A 20,935-nucleotide genomic window follows, 5' to 3' on the forward strand; every position below is an offset into this window, starting at 1 on the left:
TAACGAAATGCGAGGACATTGTTTGTGTGGCAAGGTCGCGTATGAAGTTGATCCTCCGGTCTTGTCCTGTGTCTCCTGTCATTGCGACAGTTGCCGCCGCCAGTGTGCCGCCCCTATGACGACCTATTTCGGGGTGCGCGACGGCGAATGGCGCTGGACCGGAGAAGAACCGAAGCACTTCAACTCTTCGCCTGGGGTCGAGCGGAGCTTCTGCCCACATTGCGGAACACCGATCTCATTTCGGTCGACCAAGATGTCGGACGTTCTTCACCTCTATGTCGCGACGCTAGAGAGCCCCGAAGCCTTAGAGCCAACTCTTCATGTGTCACACGAAGAGAAGCTGACCTGGCTGAAACTGGGCGATGATTTGCCCACATGCATCGGCCCGGACTACACCAAGGTTCAACCCCTTCCGAAGGCTTGAGAACAGAGCTTTTCTCGGCCTTGGGAAACCGCTAGCGTCGCGCCCATGACTCAGGATCGTCCCGTATTCGGCATCGTGTTGATGCTTGGTTTCTGCGTGCTTGCCCCGATGGGGGATGCGCTGGCAAAGCTTTTGGGGGAAACAACGCCACTGGCACTGTTGGTTTTCGCGCGTTTTGCCATTCAGGCGGCGATCCTTGTGCCCTTGGTCGCGATGACCGGCAGGCCGTGGCGCATGCGGGGCCGTGTTCTGCGGCTGACCGTGATCCGCACGCTTTTGCACATCGCGGGCATCACCGCGATGTTCTCGGCGTTGCAATTCCTGCCCTTGGCGGACGCGGTCGCCATCGCCTTCGTGATGCCCTTCATCATGCTGCTGCTCGGGAAATACATACTGAACGAAGAGGTCGGGCACCGCCGCCTTGCAGCATGTATCGTCGGCTTCGCCGGAACGCTTCTGGTGATTCAGCCCAGCTTTGCCGAAGTCGGTCTACCCGCGCTTTTGCCCCTGATCGTCGCAGTTGTCTTTGCATTGTTCATGCTGGTCACGCGCCAGATCGCCAAAGAGACCGACCCGATGTCGCTGCAGGCTGTCTCGGGCGTGTTTGCCACGATCCTGCTACTGCCCCTTCTAATCTGGGGAACGCAGTCCGAAATCTGGGAGCTGTCATTCACCCTCCCCTCGGGCAGCGAACACTGGCTGCTTCTGTCCATCGGGATATTGGGCACCGTCGCTCATCTGCTGATGACGTGGTCGCTGCGCTATGCGCCCTCGGCCACGCTGGCACCGATGCAGTATCTTGAGATCCCCGTCGCCACCCTGATCGGCTGGCTGATCTTTCACGACCTGCCGAACGGTCTGGCTGCGCTTGGCATCCTGATCACGATCGCCGCAGGGCTCTATGTTATTCTGCGTGAGAGGGCCACGGCGCGCTCTGCCCCGACAGAAACGCCTGCATGACCTGATCCAGAGCGCTACGAGGCAACATCACCAACATTCCCGGGCCGTCCATCTGAAGCTCAAGCCTTGAAATGACACGGTTCGAGGTGCCTACCTGCCCGCTCGGATCAAATTGAAGTCCCTCGATCGGCCACTCCAACCCGCGGCTGCGCCCCGTGACTTGTTTCAGAGGAAAGAGAGAAACAACCGCCCCCAGTGTCAGATCCAACACGATGCTTGGCGGTACGTGGAACACAACCTCATGCGCGCCGATCAGAATACAAGCTTTGTCCGGATACCGGACCAGAGTGTTCAAGACCGCCAATTGATGGTCCAGCCGGTCGCCCAAAAACCCTGCCCCCAACACCAAGGGGGCCTCTACGTTCCGCAGCGCCTTGTCGAAATCCGTGCTGTCCTGTTCCGCAATCGGAAAAAGGCGATCCTGGGGAATACGAGCTCTGATTTCGGGGGACAACGAATCGAAATCACCAATCACGGCATCCGGAATCCGCCCCGAATCGACCAGCACCGAGGCTCCGCCGTCTGCTGCGACTGCAATTATGACGCTATTCAGCACCAAATTCAGGTCTTCTGGGCCGATCTGCCCCCCTCCAAACAACCCGATTGGGCCATTTGAACGTACAATTGCCCCATTTTTTCTAAGATTGATCATTTTTCCCGGATTTGGACACATTGAGACCACAAAATGATAGGTTCATGCAGTTAGTTCCGAGTCGATCGGGTTGCCCCTGTCCGGGCGGATCGGCTCAGTTAGTTTGTAAAGGACGCATGTCTGATGGTACAGAACAACAAGGTATTGACCGTTTCCTATGGGACTTTCTCGTGCACTTTGGAAGGGTTCGACGACTCTTTCGAGACTATGAAAGCCATAGCCGAATACTTCCGCGATCTTGCGGCAGAAGACAGATACTTTGGATCTGAACCCCCGCCACCTGACGCCGAAATGCTGACGCGGATTGCACAGCGCGACAACGCGCAAAAGGTAGAAGCGCGCCCAAGCGATACCGGCCTGCTTCTGCGCGCCACGGAAACACCCCCCCGTACTGAAACGCCCCCCGCCCCTGAAGCGACCCTGCCACAGGATAACGCCATGCCCCAATCGCCCGATCTGAATGTTGTCCAGCCGACCCCCTCTGCGACAGCTGAAACAGAAACCGCCGCATCTTTCTTTTCCGAAGCTGCGCCGGTCGATGCCGACGCGGACCCGGCGCCCGATAGCTTGGCCGCCAAGCTGCAACGCATCCGCGCGGTAGTTTCCCATTCGGATGTGGATACGGACAACTATGCCGAGGAAGAGGTCGCCCCCCTAACGGCCGACGCCCCCGCGCCGATGGACGCTGTCTCAGCCGCCTTTGCAGCAGGTTCGCTGAGCCCCGAAGATCTGGCCCCTCAGGCCCCGGCCCCTACCGAGGCACCTGCCGTCGAAGCCGTTGAAGAGGCATACGCGCCGGAACTGCCGGATGCGCCAGCCATGGAATCGGCGCCGCTCGATTTGCAAGATGAGACCCCAATGCAAATCGAGTTTAAAGACTCAGAGGAAGAAGAGGCCCCCGAGGTGATCTTCGACGAAGACACCGAGACGGCGACCGATGACGGCGATGAGGTTGAGAATATCCTTAGCCCAGCAGACGAAGCAGAAGACGACCAGCAAGGTGTTCTGACCGCTGAGGATGAAGAAAGCCTGTTCATCGAGATTGACGAGATCGAAGAGGAAATGGATGCGCAAGCGACCACGGCTTCCTCGGATCTGGATCAGGATGTCTCGCGCCTGATGGCAAAAGCAGATGAGCAGATGGACGACCCGGCCACTAGCGGCACGCGTGAGGCCTATTCACATCTGCGTACGGCCGTTGCTGCAACCTCGGCGGAAGATGTGGCCAAGCAGGCCGCGACTGATGAAGAGTATCGTGGCGATTTGGCCTCGGTCGTCAGCCCTCGCCGCCCAGACGATGTTCAGGTCACCAGCAAACGCCCTGATGCAGACATGGCGGCCCCTCTGAAGCTGGTCGCCGAGCAGCGTATTGACGCGCCCAACGCGGATACAGGCCCGGTGACCCCCCGCCGTGTCACCTCGGATCAGTCTGAGGACGCGTCAGAAGAAAGCGGCTTTGCACAATTTGCACAGGATCAGGGCGCGCAGTCTCTGTCCGACCTTCTCGAAGCGGCTGCGGCGTATTTGTCCTTCATCGAAGGGCAGGAACAGTTCTCGCGCCCGCAATTGATGAACAAGGTTCGCTCGCTGAAACAGGATGAGTTCAATCGCGAAGAAAGCCTGAAGTCCTTCGGACAGCTTCTGCGCGACGGCAAAATCGAAAAAGCTGGCGGAGGGCGCTTTGCGGCTTCCAGTGACATCGGTTTTCGCCCAGAAGGCGAACGCGCCGTAGGCTGATATCCTCTATTTCGCTATCTAGAGTGGGTCGGAGATTTCTTCGACCCATTTTCTTTTTGCACTTACCCTACGGAATCTCGATGCGGACATGATGTCGCTATGCTGCATTGCAGAAAAATGATATCGTCTGAGTAAAGGTAAAAGATCTTTCAGTTCGTGTTCAAATCAAGGCTCCGCCATGTATGAACTACCTATTCGACGCCTCAGAGCATTCGACAAACCCAAAATAGAAAGCCATTTCAAGAGTCTCGATGCAGAAGCACTGACATCTCGATTTGGCGTACCGGTCAGCCCGGCCTTTGTTGAGAATTATCTCTCAGGCATATTCAAAAATTCTGCGCTGGTATTTGGCGCATTCCCCGATTCCTGCCTGCGTGGTGTCGGAGAGTTGCGGGCTGTTCCTGACAGCCACAACCATGTGGCCGAACTGGCCTTTACCGTTGAAACAGTCTGGCAGGACCTAGGGATCGGCGATGCACTGCTGTCGCGGATAGTCACTGCAGCCCGCAATCGTGGATTTCGCGAAGTCCACATGTTGTGCCTTGCCACCAATCAAAAAATGCGCCGTCTGGCTGCAAAACACGAGGCCGAGCTTAAACTGACGACAGGACAGATCGAGGCGACCCTGACAGCGCCCTGGCCCACCCCCTTCAGTGTCGCCGAAGAAATCTCGGGCGAGTATCATGCCATGGCCCGAGCGATCCTAAGTTGGTCGGGAAACGATCGACGAACCGGCTAAGAACAGACATAGACGCGCAGCGCCTATGACGACCTACGGCACTCGTAGAAGCGGACAGCCCGAAGCTGAAACTTCGGACTTGCCCTCATCTCACTGTCTGGGTGTTGCGCAGGGAAATGACGCGAGCCTGTTATCCAATCACAGATACTGATCAGTCGGGCTTTTGGTCAGGGTCCTCTTTCCCCACGCCCTTAAACACGAACTTGAAGGGCAAAGCCCACAGAATGCCCAGCGCCACGTAAACCAGCAACTCCAGCCAGATCGGGGGACGATCCAGCCAGTTCACCACCGTGACTACGGCGACAATATAGACAGGCAGGCCGATCACCAGAATGAACAGAGACCAACGCCTGCGCGCCTTGTAGCTGAGCCCGGGTGTCTTGTCGTCAGACATCAGTCTGCAAACGGGTCGGTCACCAGAATGGTGTCGTCCCGCTCCGGGCTGGTGGAAAGCAAGGCCACAGGGCATTCGATCAACTCTTCGACCCGGCGCACATATTTGATCGCGTTTGCGGGAAGATCCGCCCAGCTGCGCGCGCCTTCGGTGGATTCGCTCCAACCGGGCATCTCTTCGTAGATGGGCGTGCAGCGCGCCTGCTGATCGGCTGCGGTCGGCAGATAGTCCAGACGGTCGCCATCCAACTCATAGCCGGTGCAGATCTTGAGCGTTTCGAACCCGTCCAACACATCCAACTTGGTGAGAGAGATCCCGTTCACACCGCTCGTCGCGCAGGTCTGGCGCACCAGACAGGCATCGAACCAGCCGCAGCGGCGCTGACGACCGGTGGTCGTGCCGAATTCGTGGCCACGCTCGCCCAGTCGCTGACCATCAGCATCCTCGAGCTCGGTCGGGAACGGCCCCTCTCCTACACGGGTGGTGTAGGCTTTGACGATCCCCAGCACGAAGTCGATCGAGCCCGGCCCGATCCCCACGCCTGTCGCCGCTTGACCGGCAATCACGTTTGAGGACGTCACGAAAGGATAGGTTCCAAAGTCGATATCCAGCAGCGCACCCTGCGCGCCTTCGAACAGGATACGTTTGCCCGCCTTGCGCTTTTCGTTGAGAACCTTCCAGACCGGAGCCGCAAAAGGCAGAATTTCCGCTGCAATTTCTTTCAGTTGCGCCAAGAGAGCATCCCGGTCGACAGGTTCAATACCCAAACCCTTGCGCAATGGGTCGTGGTGCTGCAGTGCACGATCAACACGAGCTTCCAAGGTCGCCTCATCGGCAAGATCGGCAACACGCACCGAACGGCGTCCGACCTTGTCTTCATAAGCCGGGCCAATCCCGCGCCCCGTGGTACCAATCTTGGTTCCCTTGCTCGCGGCTTCCTCGCGCGCGCGGTCCAGCTCGCCGTGGATCGGCAGAATCAGAGGGGTGTTCTCGGCAATCATCAGCGTCTTAGGCGTGATCTCAACGCCCTGAGCGCGCACAGTCGCGATTTCTTTGACCAGATGCCACGGGTCCAGAACCACGCCATTGCCGATCACGCTGAGCTTACCGCCGCGTACAACGCCCGAGGGCAACGCGTGCAGTTTGTAGACCTCGCCATCAATGACCAGAGTGTGGCCAGCATTGTGCCCGCCCTGAAAACGCGCGATCACGTCTGCTCGCTCGCTGAGCCAGTCGACGATCTTGCCTTTTCCTTCGTCACCCCATTGGGCGCCGACAACAACCACGTTGGCCATATCCGGTCCTTTTCGCGAAAAGATATCAAACTCGGCTGATATAACGAGGCTCAGACGGTAGGGAAACCGATATTTCGCCGCATCTGAAAATCGCGCGGCGCGCAATGCCTCCGGCGGGGATATTTTTAGCCAGATGAAGAACGGATCCCCTGCTTCATCTGGCCGAAAATATCTCGGGGGAGTCGCCAAAGGCGGCGGGGGCAGCGCCCCCAACTCGCTTTACGGCAAACGGACCAGTTTACCATGCGGCGTGGTCATGTAAGCCCTTTCCCAAGCGCCCTGCAGCAAGGTGACCTCATCTGAGCGGGCATCTCCTTGTTCAGCCAACAAGGCCTCAAGGGTTTCAAGCCATGCGTGGAAGTAGTCGTCCCCGCCATCCAGTTCTTTGTTCAGACCGTTCCGCTTCAACGTGTTCGAAAACCGGGCGGCCCAGTCGGACCAGTCAAAACGCCCAGCCTCGTTCAGCGCGACGGTGACTGCAAAGACCTGCGCATGCCAGGGTTCTGAGAACACAGGCTCTGGCGCGGAGGCTGTGATGCAGTTGCTCATGCAGGCTCCAGATAAGATTGCCAAAGGTCCAGCACCACTTCGTCCTTGGGGTGTTCCGGATCGGCCCATAGCTCGGACGCAAGGAAAGATACGGCATAGAGAGGTTCTGGTGCCTCTCCCAAACCGTGGGCATTGGAATCGGGTAGAACATGCGTTCCGTGCAGGCGAACGATCCGCCCTTTGGCCCCAGCGGCATAGTTCGGCAAACGTGTGTGCCCACCATCCACCAAACGGTTCGCGGCGGGTCGCGCTGTTTTCACCATCTGCCCGACCTCGAATTGCGCTGCGATGTTCGAATTGCGATCAGCAGGGCCGCCTTTGGACAATGCAACTGCCACAGCTTGCGCTTTCAGCATTCGGTCTGCCAGTGGATGATCCTCGACCAAGATTTCTCCGCGCAAGTCTTCTAGGCTCAACACCCCTTTGGCGACCAACAGATCGGCCAGCCCAGAGATCCATTTCTCATAGTAGGAAAACCGGGTGTAGTCCTTCGGCGACAGCTGCTCACGCGCGTGGCGCGATGTGTCAATGTTCCATTGCCCCAAAAAGCCCGAGGCCAGCGTTACGGCCAAGGCCCGCGCGTGCCAGTCTTCGGCAAAGATGGGAGCGTCTTCAGCTTCCGGGTTGATCGGGCCGTCTCCAAACCGCCCTCCCATATCGTGAACGCGCGTCATGATGCCTCCTTGGGCAGGCCCGTGCCGATCATGCTGTCGCGCGTGACCAAAGCCGCGAGTTCCTCTTCGCCCAACCCTTCAGTCCCCTCGGGACGCATGGGCAACACAAGATAGCGAATCTCGGCCGTGGAGTCCCAGACGCGTACAGCTGCGTCCTCGGCCAGCGTCACACCAAACTCGGCCAGAACCTTGCGTGGCTCGCGCACGGCGCGGGCGCGGTAAGCGTCCGATTTATACCAGCCGGGAGGAATACCAAGCAGCGGCCACGGATAGCAACTGCACAGCGTACAAACGACCATGTTGTGCTGCTCCGGCGTGTTTTCGACCACCACCATATGTTCGCCCTGACGACCATAGTAGCCAAGCTCGGCCACGACTGGCGTTGCATCTTCAAGCAATGCGGCCTTGAACGCAGGATCGCTCCAGGCCTTCGCGACAACGCGCGCGCCGTTCTGCGGGCCGATCTTGTTCTGGTACGTGTCGATGATTTCATCCAGCGCCGCCGGGTCGATCAACCCCTTCTGGGTCAGAATCGTTTCAAGCGCTTTGACGCGCAGCGCGGGTTCGGGGGGCAACAAGGCGTGCGGGTGGTCAGAATGATCATGAGGCATGGCCGCAGGGTGCGCCAAGCTTGACCGATCTGTCCAGTCCCTTTGGCGTGATGTGCAACATCATCAACTGTGATGCCAACTCGTGACTTGCCCCCAGAACCAAACTTGCATAAGTACCACGCGATACACGCCACGCTGTACAGGACCACCATGGAAAACGTCGTTCTCATCATCCATCTTCTTCTGGCTTTGGGCCTGATCGCCGTCGTTTTGATGCAGCGGTCCGAGGGCGGCGGTCTTGGCATGGGTGGCGGTGGCGGCGGCGCCATGACAGGCCGCGCAGCTGCAACGGCCCTGGGCAAAGTGACATGGATCCTGGCTGCCTGCTTTATCGTCACCTCGATCACCTTAACGATTCTGGCAGCGCAGAAGTCCTCGGGCAGCTCGGTCATCGACCGTTTGGGCGTTCCGGCTCCGGCCGCGACTGAAGAAAGCGCACCTGCAGTTCCGTCTGCAGATGACCTGCTGCCTCCGGCACAGGGCGACAACGCTCCGCTGATCCCGCAGGCCGACTAAGCCACAAAACCTAGAAACCTGAAAGAGAACTGCAACAGCATCTTGCGGTTCTCTGTCGAGAACATTCTGAATTGTCCGGTGTAGGTAACATGCCAATTGTCCGCTTCAGTTGATTGCGCGGTGGCCCAATTCGGAGGGAGCCGTAGGCGACCGTAGATTTGGGCCACCGCGTTCGCGCCACGTCGAAGCGGGTCACGCGACTTTGTGTTTGCTATCCTCCTGTGTGATGGGTGATCCGTCAGGCTGGTAGCGGCCAATGCATCTCGGGCCGTGGAAGATGACCAGTTGACCATCGGGGTATTCGTGGACCCTGACCTTCGCCTTGACGAAATGATGACGGTGCCTGTCTGCCGCGATCTGCATGACCAGGCCCTTGTAGCGCACCGTATTGTCGTTGCCGACGACGCGGTCTTCCTGCACACACAGGGTGTCGCGCACATTGCCTGTAAACGGCACGAAGGCCGAGGTCGTATCCTCCGGCTCCCTTGCAAACAGGGCATTGTGTTCGGGAAGATAGACCTCTTTCAGGAACTGATTGGCCTCTTCAATGGTTGTGATCCCATGGGACCGCAGTTCCTGCGGCAATCGGTTCTGGAACGTGCCAAACATGCGTTCAGACCGTCCACGGGCCTGCGGTGAATAGGCCGGGATCAGCTCAATGCCGAGTTGCTGCAAGGCGCGCCCGACCTGGGTCAGATTGTCCTTGTCCACTTTGCCGCCCGCTTCGGGCGTATGCCAGTAATGAGAGCCCCGATCGGCATAGAGCGAGCAAAACAGACCTTGCGCCTCGATCACCTCTGTCAGCCCCTGAAAACTGCTCATCGTCCCTTCTTCCTCGACAAAGAATGCCGAATAAACCCGGTTGGTGGCATCGTCCATGGTGACGATCAGATCCCACCACTGACCCGGAACCCATTCATGGCTGGAGCCGTCCTGATGCAACATCATGCCAACCATCGGACGGCGGGGCCGCTTGCGCCGATGGGCACCTCGTCGGGGTGCTGCCTGAACCCGGCCGTGGCGCTGCAGTGTAAGCCGCACCCAGTTGTAGCTCTGTGTGAAACCATGGTGGGCCACCAGCTTCTCGTGGAAATGCTTCGGCGTGTAATCCCAGTACTTGGTATCAAACAGTTCAAGCATCTCCATGACCTTATCCGTGGCAACACGATTGTTGGCCAGTTTGCCAAGCCGACGGTCGTACAGACCTTCTGCACCATCCGCCTCAAATCGATCCTCCCAACGCCTGACGGTGCGCACGGATACACCCAGTATCTCAGCCGCCTGTTCTTGCGTCAGCTTGTTCGCGCTTCGCCGCGAATACACATCTTCAAACTTCATCAGTCGAACTTCCTGTAACACTTCTGCTCGGTTCATAACGCCTCCTCTCAGAGACAGAATAGAACCGGACAGATCGCATGTTACATACACCGGACATATCGCGTGTTAGCGACACAGCATCTTGCGGTTCTCTTGCGCTATTGGCGCGAATCCTTTATACGTGAAGTCCCGTGATGCAGCGGTTTTTCGGAACCGTCGGGCAGCTGATTTTGACGTCTCACGGGAGCAGCCGAAAAAACATGGCGCGTTTTATTTTCATCACTGGTGGTGTGGTTTCGTCCTTGGGTAAAGGACTGGCTCCTGACTTCCGACCTTTTTGTTGATCTGACTGGGTTTTTGGTTTGTTTTCAGGTGTGGTTGCTCAGAGGCGCGTTGTAGTGCCCCATTATTATAAAAAGTATTGACATGGGCCTTCAGATGGCTAACCTCTTCGCCCATGTTCATCCGCACCAAACATGACGCAAAGCTCAACCGCACACGGATCCAGATCGTTGAATCCGTCCGCACCGGCTCCAAGGTACGCCAGAAGATCCTGCGCCATGTGGGTGTGGCCCATAACGACAGCGAGATTGAGGATATCAAGCGTCTGGCGGGCCGCTTGATGGAGCAATTACGCATTGATCGCTCGCCGCAAATGGAACTGTTCACGCCCACGGAATATGCCGATCTGCAGGCGCTGGTGCGCCGCGCTCCGCGGCCGGACAAGCTTGGCGTTGATCTTGCCGAGTGCCGTGAGGAGGCGCGGGTCTCTCTGGGTCTGCGGGATGTCATGGGGACGATGTATGACCAACTGGGTTGGGGGGCCCTTCTGGGGGCGGCGCGTAAAAGTGCCAATCGCATTGTGAAAGAGCTGGTTATGGCGCGGATCGCACAGCCCGAGAGCAAGCGCGCGACCGTGGAGGCGTTGGAGAACCAGGCAGGCATCACGCTCAATCTGGACGTGGTCTATCGGAGCATGGATTACATCAATACGCCGGTGATAGACGGGATTTGCAAAACCTCTCACGCGGCGGCAGAGAAGTTGCTGGGCGGGCCAGTGACCGTGCTGTTCTACGATTGCACGACCCTGGCCTTTGACACCGAGCGCGAGGACCCGGCCGAGGATGCGGACGGGGTCGAGCAGGATCATCTTCTGGCCAAGGGCTTCAGCAAGGATGGCAAGCATCACCGCGCTCAGGTCATGCTGGCGCTGATCGTCACCTCCGATGGGCTGCCTGTGGGCTATGAACTCTTCCCGGGAAACACCTGGGAAGGTCATACGCTGGAAGCTGCGCTGAAGGCGTTGGAGGGACGCTTCGACGTGGCCAGGGTCACGTTCGTGGCCGATGCCGCCATGCTCAGCAAGGACAACCAGCAGATGTTGCAGAACAAGGGTCTGCCCTACATCCTCGGCTATCGCATGAAGTCCGCCCCGGCCGCCGTGAAGGCGAACATTTTGAGCCCGGAGGGACGCCAGCCTTGGGCTGGACACGGTTCTGAAGAGGCAACCGAGAAGGGCTGGTACAAGGTGATCGACCAGGAGGGAGCGCGGGTCATTGTGACCTGGTTACCCACCCGGGCACGCAATGATGCCCACAAGCGCGACAAGGCAATCGAAAAGCTGCACAAGAAGCTCAAGCGCTCTCGCAAACCCGGCAGCTTCAGCAGCCGGGGATATGGCCGCTTCCTGGCCTTCCCCGACAGCGGGGACGTCACGCTGGATGATGCAAAGATCAAGGCAGCGGCACAATGGGACGGGCTGCATGCCATTGTTGTTCATGGTGCGGACGAACTGGAGGCACAGGACGTCATTGCCCGCTATCACCAGTTGTGGGAGATCGAAGCCTGCTTCCGCACCAACAAGCACGATCTGAAAATCCGGCCCATCTATCACTGGTCGCCGCGTCGGGTCCGGGCCCATATCGCCATCTGCTACATGGCCTTCTGCTGCCTGCAGCACCTGCGCAAGCATCTGGACCTGCTCGGACACCCGATGAGCCCGGCTCGTATCCGCAACGAGTTGAACGCATTGCAGCTCTCGATCCTGCGCCACAAAGGCACCCCTGACCGCTACGGCATGCCAAGCCATGCCACGGTCGATGCCAGACGCATCCTCACCTGCGTCGGCCTGACCTGGAACGAAGCCCCTTTCAAGATACCCCCCGGGCGCACCCGAAAAACTGGCCAGACCAAAGCCTGAGCTCCCTCAACACTCCGAAACAATCGCTGGCGAAAAAAGTCCGTGTAGTGCCTTTTGGCAACCAAGGCATAATAATATCAATGACTTATACGAAAAAATGTCGGAAGTCAGGAAACAGTTCAAGCATCTCCATGACCTTATCCGTGGCAACACGATTGTTGGCCAGTTTGCCAAGCCGACGGTCGTACAGACCTTCTGCACCATCCGCCTCAAATCGATCCTCCCAACGCCTGACGGTGCGCACGGATACACCCAGTATCTCAGCCGCCTGTTCTTGCGTCAGCTTGTTCGCGCTTCGCCGCGAATACACATCTTCAAACTTCATCAGTCGAACTTCCTGTAACACTTCTGCTCGGTTCATAACGCCTCCTCTCAGAGACAGAATAGAACCGGACAGATCGCATGTTACATACACCGGACATATCGCGTGTTAGCGACACAGCATCTTGCGGTTCTCTTGCGCTATTGGCGCGAATCCTTTATACGTGAAGTCCCGTGATGCAGCGGTTTTTCGGAACCGTCGGGCAGCTGATTTTGACGTCTCACGGGAGCAGCCGAAAAAACATGGCGCGTTTTATTTTCATCACTGGTGGTGTGGTTTCGTCCTTGGGTAAAGGACTGGCTTCGGCGGCTCTGGGATCGCTGTTGCAGGCGCGGGGATACTCGGTGCGTCTGCGCAAGCTGGACCCCTATCTGAACGTTGACCCCGGCACCATGTCGCCTTTCGAGCATGGTGAAGTTTTCGTCACCGATGATGGCGCCGAAACCGATCTGGACCTTGGTCACTATGAACGCTTCACCGGTGTGGCCGCGCGCAAGACCGACTCGGTCAGCTCGGGGCGGATTTATTCCAACGTGTTGGAGAAAGAACGCCGCGGGGATTACCTCGGCAAGACTATTCAGGTGATCCCGCACGTCACCAATGAGATCAAGGATTTCATCGCCATCGGCGAGGATGAGGTCGATTTCATGCTGTGTGAGATCGGCGGTACCGTGGGCGATATCGAAGGCCTGCCCTTCTTTGAGGCTATTCGTCAATTCAGCCAAGACAAGCCGCGCGGTCAGTGCATCTTTATGCACTTGACTCTGCTGCCCTACATCAAAGCCTCGGGTGAGCTGAAAACCAAGCCGACCCAGCACTCGGTGAAAGAGCTGCGCTCGATCGGCCTGGCCCCCGACATTCTGGTTTGCCGGTCCGAGGGGCCGATCCCCACGAAAGAGCGCGAAAAGCTGGCCCTGTTCTGCAATGCGCGCCCCGATAGCGTGATCGCGGCGCAGGACCTGTCCGCCATCTACGACGCGCCTCTGGCCTATCATAAGGAAGGTTTGGATCAGGCGGTTCTGGACGCATTCCAGATCAGCCCCGCCCCCAAGCCCGATCTGGCCAAATGGGAGGACGTCAGCGACCGCATCCACAACGCCGAAGGCGAGGTGAAGGTCGCGATTGTAGGTAAATACACACAGTTGGAAGACGCCTATAAGTCGATTGCCGAGGCGCTGACCCATGGCGGCATGGCGAACCGCGTCAGGGTCAAGATCGAATGGGTCGATGCCGAGGTGTTCGACCACGAGGATGCCGCCCCTTATCTGGAAGGTTACCACGCCATCCTCGTCCCCGGCGGCTTTGGCGAACGTGGCACCGAGGGCAAGATCAAGGCGGCGCAATACGCGCGCGAGCATAAGGTGCCCTATCTGGGCATCTGTCTCGGCATGCAGATGGCTGTGATCGAAGCCGCGCGTAATGCAGCTGGTATCGCCGAGGCGGGCTCGGAAGAGTTCGATCACGAGGCTGGCAAGAAACGGTTTGAACCGGTGGTATACCACCTAAAGGAATGGGTTCAGGGCAATCACAAGGTCGAACGCAAAGTGGGCGACGACAAGGGCGGCACCATGCGCCTTGGCGCCTATAACGCAGTTCTCGCCGAAGGCTCGAAAGTTGCGAATGTCTATGGCGGCACCCAGATCGAGGAACGCCACCGCCATCGCTATGAGGTCGACATTAAATATCGCGAGCAGCTTGAAAAAGCGGGCCTGAACTTCTCGGGCATGTCCCCCGATGGCCGCTTGCCCGAGATTGTCGAATGGTCGGATCACCCGTGGTTCATCGGCGTTCAGTATCACCCCGAGCTGAAATCCAAGCCGTTCGATCCGCATCCCCTGTTCCGCGACTTCGTGCGCGCGGCTAAGGACAGCTCTCGACTGGTCTGATCCGGTCGCTGCAACGTGATGTACCGACACAATTAAGCGCTTAGGATTCCGGCGTCATGGGATTAACTGTTGAACGAGTTTCGACAGGAGATACCCCATGACGACCCAAGCCCAACGTGCTGAAACCTTCACGCGCCTGCATGTCAAAGGCGACCCGGTCATCCTGTTCAACATCTGGGACGCTGGCAGCGCCGCCGCCGTGCGCGACGCAGGCGCGCAGGCGATCGCAACAGGCAGCGCTCCGGTCGCGATGGCGCAAGGCTATGCAGACGGGCAGCACATCCCGCTGGAGGCCGCGCTGGACAACGCAAAGTGCATCGTCAGTGCCGTTGATCTGCCCGTCACGCTGGACTTTGAAGGGGCTTATGCCGTCGATCCTGCTGGCATTACCGACAATACGGCACGGGCGTTGGATTGCGGTGTTGTTGGCTTCAATTTTGAGGATCAGATCGTCGGCGGAGACGGCCTTCACACCATTCCCGATCAAGCCGCGCGAATCGAGGCGATGCGCAAAGCCTGCGACGCGGCCGGTATTCCCGCCTATATCAACGCCCGCACAGATATCTTCCTGAAAGCACCGGCAGACACGCATGATTCTGCGATGCTGGAAGACGCTATTGCTCGCGCTTCGGCCTTCCAATCCGCAGGCGCTAGCGGCTTTTTTGCCCCCGGCCTGAAAGACGAGACGATGATCCGACAGCTCTGTGAGGCCACCGAGTTGCCGGTCAACATCATCGCTCTGCCGGGAACACCAGACTCAGCGACTCTCGCCAAGCTGGGCGTGGCCCGGGTCAGCTACGGCCCGGTGCCCTATCGTCAGATGATCGCGTGGCTAACCGAACAGGCGCGTCAGGCTATCGACTACACCGGGTAAGCGCAGCTTGCAATTTTGAGGCAAACTTCGCACCCTGCCCTAAACCAAAACGGGAGAGTTCCATGAGCAAAGGCTACTGGGTGGCCCATGTCGATGTCGACGATATGGAGACATACAAGAACTACATCGCAGCGAACGCTGAGCCTTTCTCCGCCTATGGCGCCCGCTTTCTGGTGCGCGGCGGTTCGCGCGAGGTCAGAGAGGGCGCAGCACGGGCAAGAACGGTCGTGATCGAGTTTCCCAGCTACGAACAGGCCCTCGCCTGTTACGAAAGCGAAGGCTACCAAAAGGCCAAAGCGCTGCGCGATCCTGTCTCGCTCGGCGATCTTGTGATCATTGAGGGCTATGACGGGTAGTCTCAACTTGGCGCGCCACAAAATATGGATTAGATTGGCCTCATGTTGAAAAAATTCTTCCAAGCGTTTCGACCGCCACAGACAGAACACCTGCCCGACCCCGACGCCGAACTGGCGCTGGGTGCATTGATGGTGCGTGTTGCGCAAGCGGACCGGGACTACAAACTGGAAGAGATCAGCCTGATTGATCGCATTCTGGCCCGCCTCTATCAGCACAACGCGATCGAGGCCGCCAAGGTCCGCGCCACCTGCGAGAAACTTCATGCGGCGGCACCGGACACCGACACGTTCGGCAAGCTGATCCGCGAAACCACCGACCTGAACGAACGCCTCGCCGCGCTGGACGCGTTGTGGGAGGTCGTGCTGGCCGATGGCGACACGGATGAGGGTGAGGTCAAGATCGTCGAGGAGGCCCGTGTTGCGATGGGCCTCAGCTTCAATGACAGCAAATCCGCCCGTGAACGGGTGCAAAGCCGCTTGGAAGCTCACTAACCTGGCTCTATATCTATTTCATGTTTCGTGATTTTCTGTCCCGGCTGACACAGCCTGACCCCGACCCTCTGGCCGAAGATGATGCCCGACTGGCGCTGACGGCATTGTTGGTACGCATCGCCCGGTCCGACAATGACTACGCCGACTCGGAAATGGCCCGAATCGACAAAGTCTCGGTCGAACGCTACGGCTTGTCGCCTTTCGAAGCTGCAGGCCTGCGCGCCCGCGCCGAAGACCTTGAGGCCGAGGCCCCCGACACCGTCCGCTTCACCCGCGCCATTAAAGAGGCCGTCGCCTACGAGGATCGGCTGGCCGTTGTGCAGGCCATGTGGTCGGTCGCCCTTGCCGATGGGCAAAGGACCGGTGAGGAGGATTCGCTGCTGCGCCTTGTGGTCAGCCTGCTGGGTGTCAGCGACGTGGATTCAGCCCTCGCCCGTCAGAAGGCCGCCAAAGCGTGACAGCGATGCTGGGCATGTATGACATGCCCGCCCTGCGCGCCTCCAACGATCGCTTCTGGGATCTGATCAGGACGCATTTGGGGTTCGGTCCCGCCAATCTGGATCGGTCGCGCGATTTCTGGGACATTTGGCGCGATACAGATCTGATCTTTGCCCAAACCTGCGGTATGCCCTACCGAACGCAGCTTCATGATGCGGTGCAACTGGTCGGCACACCGGACTATGGTCTTATAGGATGTCCAAAGGGTTACTACAGATCCGTCTTTGTCGCCCGCGCCGATGATCCGCGCAGTCTGGCGGAGCTGACGGACGGTGTCTTTGTCTATAACGAAGCGCTGTCTCAATCCGGCTGGTCCGCTCCGATCACGCATTTGTCCCAGATGGGGCTTGCACCGAAGCACCTGCAGCAGACCGGAGCGCATGCCAATTCGGCCCAATCCGTGGCCGAGGGCATGAGCGATTTCGCCGCGCTCGACGCGCTGACCTGAGAGCTTCTTAAGGAGCATACCGATCTGGGAGACGCATTGCGCGACGTTGCCGAAACGGAACCGACCCCAGGGCTGCCCTACATCACTTCGAAATCGCAGGATGCGCTTCGGATCGCACGCGCGGTTCAGGCCGCCATTGATGCTCTGACGGATGAGGATCGAGGTAATCTGCGCATCCGTGGGTTGATCAATATTCCCGCAAGCGCGTACCTCGCTATTCCAACTGCGCCTTCGCCCAAAGCACAGTTGCGCAGCAGCTAACCAATTTGATCACGACCTTTGGTCATTTTGATTGATTCCCCGCTCGATTCTGTGTTTTGCGCATTGCATTGCGCCGGATTTTCCGCCCTATTACCGCACCAACGCCACTCATGACTGGAGCTTCCGTGACAGACGCCTCTGCCGTAATCGAGATCAAGGACCTTCACAAAAGCTTCGGTAATCTCGAGGTGCTCAAGGGCGTGGATATCACCGCGAAACGCGGCGATGTGGTCTCGCTTATCGGGTCCTCTGGCTCGGGGAAATCCACTTTGCTTCGGTGCTGCAACCTTCTGGAAGACAGCCAACAGGGTGAGATCACGTTCAAGGGTGAGCCTGTGAAATGGAGCGGCTCGGGCAGCGCCCGCCGTCCCGCCGATCCCAAACAGGTCCTGCGCATTCGTACCAATCTGTCCATGGTGTTCCAGCAATTCAATTTGTGGGCACACATGACCATTTTGCAAAATGTCATGGAGGCCCCAGTGACCGTTTTGGGCCGTGACAAGGCCGAAGTGGAAGACAGCGCGCGCAAATATTTGAAAAAGGTCGGCATCGGCGACAAATGCGATGTCTACCCTGCGCAACTGTCAGGTGGTCAGCAACAGCGCGCGGCCATCGCGCGCGGCTTGTGCATGGAACCCGAAGCGCTGCTGTTCGACGAACCCACCTCGGCACTCGACCCCGAGCTGGAGCAGGAAGTGATCAAGGTGATCAAGGATCTCGCCGCCGAAGGCCGGACGATGATCATCGTGACCCATGACATGAAGATGGCCGCCGATATCTCAAGCCACGTGGTGTTCCTGCATCAGGGCCGGATCGAAGAGGAAGGCAGGGCCGAAGATATCTTTACAGCGCCTGAATCCGAACGGCTTCGGGGCTTTCTTTCCGCCACTCAGGCGGCATAAGTTTCAAAAACAGAACCAAACTGGGGAGTAACCAATGAAAAACCTGATTCTGTCTACCGCAGCACTTGCGCTGATCGCCGGTATCCTGACTTCCGACATTTTTTCGTATAAGTCATTGATATTATTATGCCTTGGTTGCCAAAAGGCACTACACGGACTTTTTTCGCCAGCGATTGTTTCGGAGTGTTGAGGGAGCTCAGGCTTTGGTCTGGCCAGTTTTTCGGGTGCGCCCGGGGGGTATCTTGAAAGGGGCTTCGTTCCAGGTCAGGCCGACGCAGGTGAGGATGCGTCTGGCATCGACCGTGGCATGGCTTGGCATGCCGTAGCGGTCAGGGGTGCCTTTGTGGCGCAGGATCGAGAGCTGCAATGCGTTCAACTCGTTGCGGATACGAGCCGGGCTCATCGGGTGTCCGAGCAGGTCCAGATGCTTGCGCAGGTGCTGCAGGCAGCAGAAGGCCATGTAGCAGATGGCGATATGGGCCCGGACCCGACGCGGCGACCAGTGATAGATGGGCCGGATTTTCAGATCGTGCTTGTTGGTGCGGAAGCAGGCTTCGATCTCCCACAACTGGTGATAGCGGGCAATGACGTCCTGTGCCTCCAGTTCGTCCGCACCATGAACAACAATGGCATGCAGCCCGTCCCATTGTGCCGCTGCCTTGATCTTTGCATCATCCAGCGTGACGTCCCCGCTGTCGGGGAAGGCCAGGAAGCGGCCATATCCCCGGCTGCTGAAGCTGCCGGGTTTGCGAGAGCGCTTGAGCTTCTTGTGCAGCTTTTCGATTGCCTTGTCGCGCTTGTGGGCATCATTGCGTGCCCGGGTGGGTGACCAGGTCACAATGACCCGCGCTCCCTCCTGGTCGATCACCTTGTACCAGCCCTTCTCGGTTGCCTCTTCAGAACCGTGTCCAGCCCAAGGCTGGCGTCCCTCCGGGCTCAAAATGTTCGCCTTCACGGCGGCCGGGGCGGACTTCATGCGATAGCCGAGGATGTAGGGCAGACCCTTGTTCTGCAACATCTGCTGGTTGTCCTTGCTGAGCATGGCGGCATCGGCCACGAACGTGACCCTGGCCACGTCGAAGCGTCCCTCCAACGCCTTCAGCGCAGCTTCCAGCGTATGACCTTCCCAGGTGTTTCCCGGGAAGAGTTCATAGCCCACAGGCAGCCCATCGGAGGTGACGATCAGCGCCAGCATGACCTGAGCGCGGTGATGCTTGCCATCCTTGCTGAAGCCCTTGGCCAGAAGATGATCCTGCTCGACCCCGTCCGCATCCTCGGCCGGGTCCTCGCGCTCGGTGTCAAAGGCCAGGGTCGTGCAATCGTAGAACAGCACGGTCACTGGCCCGCCCAGCAACTTCTCTGCCGCCGCGTGAGAGGTTTTGCAAATCCCGTCTATCACCGGCGTATTGATGTAATCCATGCTCCGATAGACCACGTCCAGATTGAGCGTGATGCCTGCCTGGTTCTCCAACGCCTCCACGGTCGCGCGCTTGCTCTCGGGCTGTGCGATCCGCGCCATAACCAGCTCTTTCACAATGCGATTGGCACTTTTACGCGCCGCCCCCAGAAGGGCCCCCCAACCCAGTTGGTCATACATCGTCCCCATGACATCCCGCAGACCCAGAGAGACCCGCGCCTCCTCACGGCACTCGGCAAGATCAACGCCAAGCTTGTCCGGCCGCGGAGCGCGGCGCACCAGCGCCTGCAGATCGGCATATTCCGTGGGCGTGAACAGTTCCATTTGCGGCGAGCGATCAATGCGTAATTGCTCCATCAAGCGGCCCGCCAGACGCTTGATATCCTCAATCTCGCTGTCGTTATGGGCCACACCCACATGGCGCAGGATCTTCTGGCGTACCTTGGAGCCGGTGCGGACGGATTCAACGATCTGGATCCGTGTGCGGTTGAGCTTTGCGTCATGTTTGGTGCGGATGAACATGGGCGAAGAGGTTAGCCATCTGAAGGCCCATGTCAATACTTTTTATAATAATGGGGCACTACAACGCGCCTCTGAGCAACCACACCTGAAAACAAACCAAAAACCCAGTCAGATCAACAAAAAGGTCGGAAGTCAGGAAAAACCTGATTCTGTCTACCGCAGCACTTGCGCTGATCGCCGGTATCGCCATGGCCGACACCGTCCGCATGGGGACCGAGGGCGCCTACCCTCCGTACAACTTCATCAATGATGCCGGCGAAATCGACGGGTTCGAGCGTGAAGTGGGCGACGAGCTGTGCAAGCGCGCAAACCTGGAATGCGAGTGGGTCAAGAATGACTGGGACTCGATCATTCCGAACCTGGTCTCGGGTAACTACGACACCATCATTGCAGGCATGTCGATCACCGACGAGCGTGATGAAGTGATTGATTTCACTCAAAACTACTTCCCTCCTGCGGCGTCGGCCTATGTTGGCGCATCGGACGGAGTTGACGTAGGCGGCGGTATCGTTGCAGCACAGACAGCAACCATTCAGGCGGGTCACGTGGCTGAATCCGGCGCGACTCTGGTCGAATTCGCGACCCCCGAAGAAACCATCGCAGCCGTGCGCAACGGCGAAGCAGACGCCGTGTTCGCCGACAAAGACTTCCTTGTGCCGATCGTCGAAGAATCGGGCGGTGAGCTGGTATTCGTAGGGGATGACGTCCCGCTGGGCGGCGGTATCGGCCTGGGTATCCGTGAATCCGACGGCGAACTGCGCGGCAAGTTCGACGAAGCGATCACCTCGATGAAAGCGGATGGTTCGCTGAACGAACTGATCGTCAAATGGTTCGGCGAAGGCGTTCCGACCTACAACGCTGACGGCTCTGTCGTTTCCAACTGATCTGC

Annotated in this window: 27 protein-coding genes; 17 read left to right on the forward strand and 10 right to left on the reverse strand. The window is 58.5% G+C overall.

All coding sequences use genetic code 11. From position 1 onward, the window contains the following. Positions 1–7: 7 nt before the first annotated feature. Positions 8–424 carry a GFA family protein gene (locus ACOERD_RS04590; RefSeq protein WP_419738194.1) on the forward strand — a complete coding sequence of 139 codons (417 nt, stop codon included), beginning with the start codon at positions 8–10 and terminating at the stop codon, positions 422–424. A 45-nt stretch (positions 425–469) separates the two neighbouring features. After that, positions 470–1,384: a DMT family transporter gene (locus ACOERD_RS04595; RefSeq protein ID WP_419738195.1), complete on the forward strand. Its 915-nt coding sequence runs from the start codon at positions 470–472 to the stop codon at positions 1,382–1,384. On the opposite strand, the gene ACOERD_RS04600 is transcribed toward ACOERD_RS04595, so the two are convergent. Continuing rightward, on the reverse strand, positions 1,329–2,036 hold the full coding sequence (locus ACOERD_RS04600) for a thiamine diphosphokinase (RefSeq protein WP_419738196.1): 708 nt from the start codon (positions 2,034–2,036) through the stop codon (positions 1,329–1,331). The genes ACOERD_RS04595 and ACOERD_RS04600 overlap by 56 nt on opposite strands. Positions 2,037–2,159: 123 nt before the next feature. Between ACOERD_RS04600 and ACOERD_RS04605 the strand changes: the two genes are divergently transcribed. Then, positions 2,160–3,773 carry a hypothetical protein gene (locus ACOERD_RS04605; protein WP_419738197.1) on the forward strand — a complete coding sequence of 538 codons (1,614 nt, stop codon included), beginning with the start codon at positions 2,160–2,162 and terminating at the stop codon, positions 3,771–3,773. Positions 3,774–3,951: 178 nt separating this feature from the next. After that, positions 3,952–4,512, forward strand: coding sequence for a GNAT family N-acetyltransferase (locus ACOERD_RS04610; RefSeq protein ID WP_170765697.1), 561 nt, complete (start codon positions 3,952–3,954; stop codon positions 4,510–4,512). A 151-nt stretch (positions 4,513–4,663) separates the two neighbouring features. Here ACOERD_RS04610 and ACOERD_RS04615 read toward each other — a convergent pair whose 3' ends face one another. From ACOERD_RS04615 to nthA, 5 genes are all read right to left on the reverse strand, one after another. Beyond that, positions 4,664–4,906, reverse strand: coding sequence for a DUF2842 domain-containing protein (locus ACOERD_RS04615; protein WP_170642268.1), 243 nt, complete (start codon positions 4,904–4,906; stop codon positions 4,664–4,666). After that, positions 4,906–6,201, reverse strand: coding sequence for an adenylosuccinate synthase (locus ACOERD_RS04620; RefSeq protein WP_419738198.1), 1,296 nt, complete (start codon positions 6,199–6,201; stop codon positions 4,906–4,908). Before ACOERD_RS04620 ends, ACOERD_RS04615 begins: the two co-directional genes overlap by 1 nt. A gap of 219 nt (positions 6,202–6,420) precedes the next feature. Further along, on the reverse strand, positions 6,421–6,750 hold the full coding sequence (locus tag ACOERD_RS04625; RefSeq protein ID WP_419738199.1) for a nitrile hydratase accessory protein: 330 nt from the start codon (positions 6,748–6,750) through the stop codon (positions 6,421–6,423). Next, positions 6,747–7,424, reverse strand: a complete 678-nt coding sequence (nthB, locus tag ACOERD_RS04630; protein ID WP_419738200.1) for a nitrile hydratase subunit beta — start codon at positions 7,422–7,424, stop codon at positions 6,747–6,749. The genes ACOERD_RS04625 and nthB overlap by 4 nt, the downstream gene beginning before the upstream one ends. Continuing rightward, complete coding sequence (gene nthA / locus ACOERD_RS04635; protein ID WP_170765706.1) at positions 7,421–8,035, reverse strand: nitrile hydratase subunit alpha; 615 nt, start codon at positions 8,033–8,035, stop codon at positions 7,421–7,423. The genes nthB and nthA overlap by 4 nt, the downstream gene beginning before the upstream one ends. 150 nt (positions 8,036–8,185) lie before the next feature. Here nthA and secG point away from each other — a divergent pair, with 150 nt between their 5' ends. Beyond that, positions 8,186–8,551: a preprotein translocase subunit SecG gene (gene secG, locus ACOERD_RS04640; RefSeq protein ID WP_170376300.1), complete on the forward strand. Its 366-nt coding sequence runs from the start codon at positions 8,186–8,188 to the stop codon at positions 8,549–8,551. A gap of 192 nt (positions 8,552–8,743) precedes the next feature. Here secG and ACOERD_RS04645 read toward each other — a convergent pair whose 3' ends face one another. Continuing rightward, positions 8,744–9,925: an ISNCY family transposase gene (locus tag ACOERD_RS04645; RefSeq protein WP_419737600.1), complete on the reverse strand. Its 1,182-nt coding sequence runs from the start codon at positions 9,923–9,925 to the stop codon at positions 8,744–8,746. 222 nt (positions 9,926–10,147) lie between these two features. Further along, positions 10,148–10,333: a hypothetical protein gene (locus ACOERD_RS04650; RefSeq protein ID WP_419738201.1), complete on the reverse strand. Its 186-nt coding sequence runs from the start codon at positions 10,331–10,333 to the stop codon at positions 10,148–10,150. Between ACOERD_RS04650 and ACOERD_RS04655 the strand changes: the two genes are divergently transcribed. After that, the gene (locus tag ACOERD_RS04655) at positions 10,326–12,068 is read left to right on the forward strand and encodes an IS1634 family transposase (protein WP_419738202.1); all 1,743 of its coding nucleotides are present in this window, start codon (positions 10,326–10,328) and stop codon (positions 12,066–12,068) included. The two genes, ACOERD_RS04650 and ACOERD_RS04655, sit on opposite strands and share 8 nt — an antisense overlap. Positions 12,069–12,153: 85 nt before the next feature. On the opposite strand, the gene ACOERD_RS04660 is transcribed toward ACOERD_RS04655, so the two are convergent. Further along, complete coding sequence (locus tag ACOERD_RS04660) at positions 12,154–12,429, reverse strand: helix-turn-helix domain-containing protein (protein ID WP_419738203.1); 276 nt, start codon at positions 12,427–12,429, stop codon at positions 12,154–12,156. Positions 12,430–12,632: 203 nt separating this feature from the next. Between ACOERD_RS04660 and ACOERD_RS04665 the strand changes: the two genes are divergently transcribed. The 9 genes from ACOERD_RS04665 to ACOERD_RS04705 all read left to right on the forward strand — a co-directional run bounded on the left by ACOERD_RS04665 (position 12,633) and on the right by ACOERD_RS04705 (position 18,297). Further along, positions 12,633–14,276 carry a CTP synthase gene (locus tag ACOERD_RS04665; protein WP_419738204.1) on the forward strand — a complete coding sequence of 548 codons (1,644 nt, stop codon included), beginning with the start codon at positions 12,633–12,635 and terminating at the stop codon, positions 14,274–14,276. A gap of 97 nt (positions 14,277–14,373) precedes the next feature. Further along, positions 14,374–15,150 (forward strand): isocitrate lyase/PEP mutase family protein, encoded by a 777-nt coding sequence (locus ACOERD_RS04670; protein WP_419738205.1) that lies wholly within the window; start codon positions 14,374–14,376, stop codon positions 15,148–15,150. A 62-nt stretch (positions 15,151–15,212) separates the two neighbouring features. Further along, complete coding sequence (locus ACOERD_RS04675) at positions 15,213–15,506, forward strand: DUF1330 domain-containing protein (protein WP_170470190.1); 294 nt, start codon at positions 15,213–15,215, stop codon at positions 15,504–15,506. A gap of 42 nt (positions 15,507–15,548) precedes the next feature. Beyond that, entirely contained in the window at positions 15,549–15,998 is a 450-nt protein-coding gene (locus ACOERD_RS04680) for a TerB family tellurite resistance protein (RefSeq protein WP_209250414.1), read from the forward strand. A gap of 20 nt (positions 15,999–16,018) precedes the next feature. Beyond that, positions 16,019–16,456 carry a TerB family tellurite resistance protein gene (locus ACOERD_RS04685; protein WP_170376289.1) on the forward strand — a complete coding sequence of 146 codons (438 nt, stop codon included), beginning with the start codon at positions 16,019–16,021 and terminating at the stop codon, positions 16,454–16,456. Between the two features lie 5 nt (positions 16,457–16,461). Beyond that, positions 16,462–16,944, forward strand: a complete 483-nt coding sequence (locus ACOERD_RS04690; RefSeq protein WP_419738351.1) for a phosphate/phosphite/phosphonate ABC transporter substrate-binding protein — start codon at positions 16,462–16,464, stop codon at positions 16,942–16,944. 36 nt (positions 16,945–16,980) lie between these two features. Then, positions 16,981–17,205, forward strand: a complete 225-nt coding sequence (locus tag ACOERD_RS04695; protein WP_419738206.1) for a hypothetical protein — start codon at positions 16,981–16,983, stop codon at positions 17,203–17,205. A gap of 125 nt (positions 17,206–17,330) precedes the next feature. Beyond that, positions 17,331–18,107, forward strand: coding sequence for an ABC transporter ATP-binding protein (locus tag ACOERD_RS04700; RefSeq protein WP_419738207.1), 777 nt, complete (start codon positions 17,331–17,333; stop codon positions 18,105–18,107). A 34-nt stretch (positions 18,108–18,141) separates the two neighbouring features. Continuing rightward, complete coding sequence (locus tag ACOERD_RS04705) at positions 18,142–18,297, forward strand: hypothetical protein (RefSeq protein ID WP_419738208.1); 156 nt, start codon at positions 18,142–18,144, stop codon at positions 18,295–18,297. A gap of 6 nt (positions 18,298–18,303) precedes the next feature. Here ACOERD_RS04705 and ACOERD_RS04710 read toward each other — a convergent pair whose 3' ends face one another. Next, positions 18,304–20,046 carry an IS1634 family transposase gene (locus tag ACOERD_RS04710; RefSeq protein ID WP_419737624.1) on the reverse strand — a complete coding sequence of 581 codons (1,743 nt, stop codon included), beginning with the start codon at positions 20,044–20,046 and terminating at the stop codon, positions 18,304–18,306. On the opposite strand from ACOERD_RS04710, the gene ACOERD_RS04715 reads away from it, so the two are divergent. Then, a complete protein-coding gene (locus tag ACOERD_RS04715; RefSeq protein ID WP_419738209.1) occupies positions 20,039–20,296 on the forward strand; it encodes a hypothetical protein in 258 nt (85 codons plus the stop codon). The two genes, ACOERD_RS04710 and ACOERD_RS04715, sit on opposite strands and share 8 nt — an antisense overlap. Further along, positions 20,235–20,930: a transporter substrate-binding domain-containing protein gene (locus ACOERD_RS04720; protein WP_419738210.1), complete on the forward strand. Its 696-nt coding sequence runs from the start codon at positions 20,235–20,237 to the stop codon at positions 20,928–20,930. Before ACOERD_RS04715 ends, ACOERD_RS04720 begins: the two co-directional genes overlap by 62 nt. Positions 20,931–20,935 lie beyond the last annotated feature (5 nt).

The organism is Ruegeria sp., assembly GCF_965199275.1.
GTDB lineage: Bacteria > Pseudomonadota > Alphaproteobacteria > Rhodobacterales > Rhodobacteraceae > Ruegeria.

Bases quoted from the DNA above. Each gene is read 5' to 3' on its own strand.
- ACOERD_RS04605 (WP_419738197.1), top strand. From the start codon at position 2,160: ATGGTACAGAACAACAAGGTATTGACCGTTTCCTATGGGACTTTCTCG.
- ACOERD_RS04715 (WP_419738209.1), top strand. From the start codon at position 20,039: ATGAACATGGGCGAAGAGGTTAGCCATCTGAAGGCCCATGTCAATACT.
- ACOERD_RS04610 (WP_170765697.1), top strand. From the start codon at position 3,952: ATGTATGAACTACCTATTCGACGCCTCAGAGCATTCGACAAACCCAAA.
- ACOERD_RS04680 (WP_209250414.1), top strand. From the start codon at position 15,549: ATGTTGAAAAAATTCTTCCAAGCGTTTCGACCGCCACAGACAGAACAC.
- ACOERD_RS04705 (WP_419738208.1), top strand. From the start codon at position 18,142: ATGAAAAACCTGATTCTGTCTACCGCAGCACTTGCGCTGATCGCCGGT.
- ACOERD_RS04670 (WP_419738205.1), top strand. From the start codon at position 14,374: ATGACGACCCAAGCCCAACGTGCTGAAACCTTCACGCGCCTGCATGTC.
- nthB (WP_419738200.1), bottom strand. From the start codon at position 7,424: ATGACGCGCGTTCACGATATGGGAGGGCGGTTTGGAGACGGCCCGATC.
- ACOERD_RS04720 (WP_419738210.1), top strand. From the start codon at position 20,235: ATGGCCGACACCGTCCGCATGGGGACCGAGGGCGCCTACCCTCCGTAC.
- ACOERD_RS04665 (WP_419738204.1), top strand. From the start codon at position 12,633: ATGGCGCGTTTTATTTTCATCACTGGTGGTGTGGTTTCGTCCTTGGGT.
- ACOERD_RS04710 (WP_419737624.1), bottom strand. From the start codon at position 20,046: ATGTTCATCCGCACCAAACATGACGCAAAGCTCAACCGCACACGGATC.
- ACOERD_RS04625 (WP_419738199.1), bottom strand. From the start codon at position 6,750: ATGAGCAACTGCATCACAGCCTCCGCGCCAGAGCCTGTGTTCTCAGAA.
- ACOERD_RS04650 (WP_419738201.1), bottom strand. From the start codon at position 10,333: ATGAACATGGGCGAAGAGGTTAGCCATCTGAAGGCCCATGTCAATACT.
- ACOERD_RS04685 (WP_170376289.1), top strand. From the start codon at position 16,019: ATGTTTCGTGATTTTCTGTCCCGGCTGACACAGCCTGACCCCGACCCT.
- ACOERD_RS04615 (WP_170642268.1), bottom strand. From the start codon at position 4,906: ATGTCTGACGACAAGACACCCGGGCTCAGCTACAAGGCGCGCAGGCGT.
- ACOERD_RS04690 (WP_419738351.1), top strand. From the start codon at position 16,462: ATGCTGGGCATGTATGACATGCCCGCCCTGCGCGCCTCCAACGATCGC.
- ACOERD_RS04595 (WP_419738195.1), top strand. From the start codon at position 470: ATGACTCAGGATCGTCCCGTATTCGGCATCGTGTTGATGCTTGGTTTC.
- secG (WP_170376300.1), top strand. From the start codon at position 8,186: ATGGAAAACGTCGTTCTCATCATCCATCTTCTTCTGGCTTTGGGCCTG.
- ACOERD_RS04600 (WP_419738196.1), bottom strand. From the start codon at position 2,036: ATGATCAATCTTAGAAAAAATGGGGCAATTGTACGTTCAAATGGCCCA.
- ACOERD_RS04675 (WP_170470190.1), top strand. From the start codon at position 15,213: ATGAGCAAAGGCTACTGGGTGGCCCATGTCGATGTCGACGATATGGAG.
- ACOERD_RS04660 (WP_419738203.1), bottom strand. From the start codon at position 12,429: ATGAACCGAGCAGAAGTGTTACAGGAAGTTCGACTGATGAAGTTTGAA.
- ACOERD_RS04590 (WP_419738194.1), top strand. From the start codon at position 8: ATGCGAGGACATTGTTTGTGTGGCAAGGTCGCGTATGAAGTTGATCCT.
- nthA (WP_170765706.1), bottom strand. From the start codon at position 8,035: ATGCCTCATGATCATTCTGACCACCCGCACGCCTTGTTGCCCCCCGAA.
- ACOERD_RS04620 (WP_419738198.1), bottom strand. From the start codon at position 6,201: ATGGCCAACGTGGTTGTTGTCGGCGCCCAATGGGGTGACGAAGGAAAA.
- ACOERD_RS04655 (WP_419738202.1), top strand. From the start codon at position 10,326: ATGTTCATCCGCACCAAACATGACGCAAAGCTCAACCGCACACGGATC.
- ACOERD_RS04645 (WP_419737600.1), bottom strand. From the start codon at position 9,925: ATGAACCGAGCAGAAGTGTTACAGGAAGTTCGACTGATGAAGTTTGAA.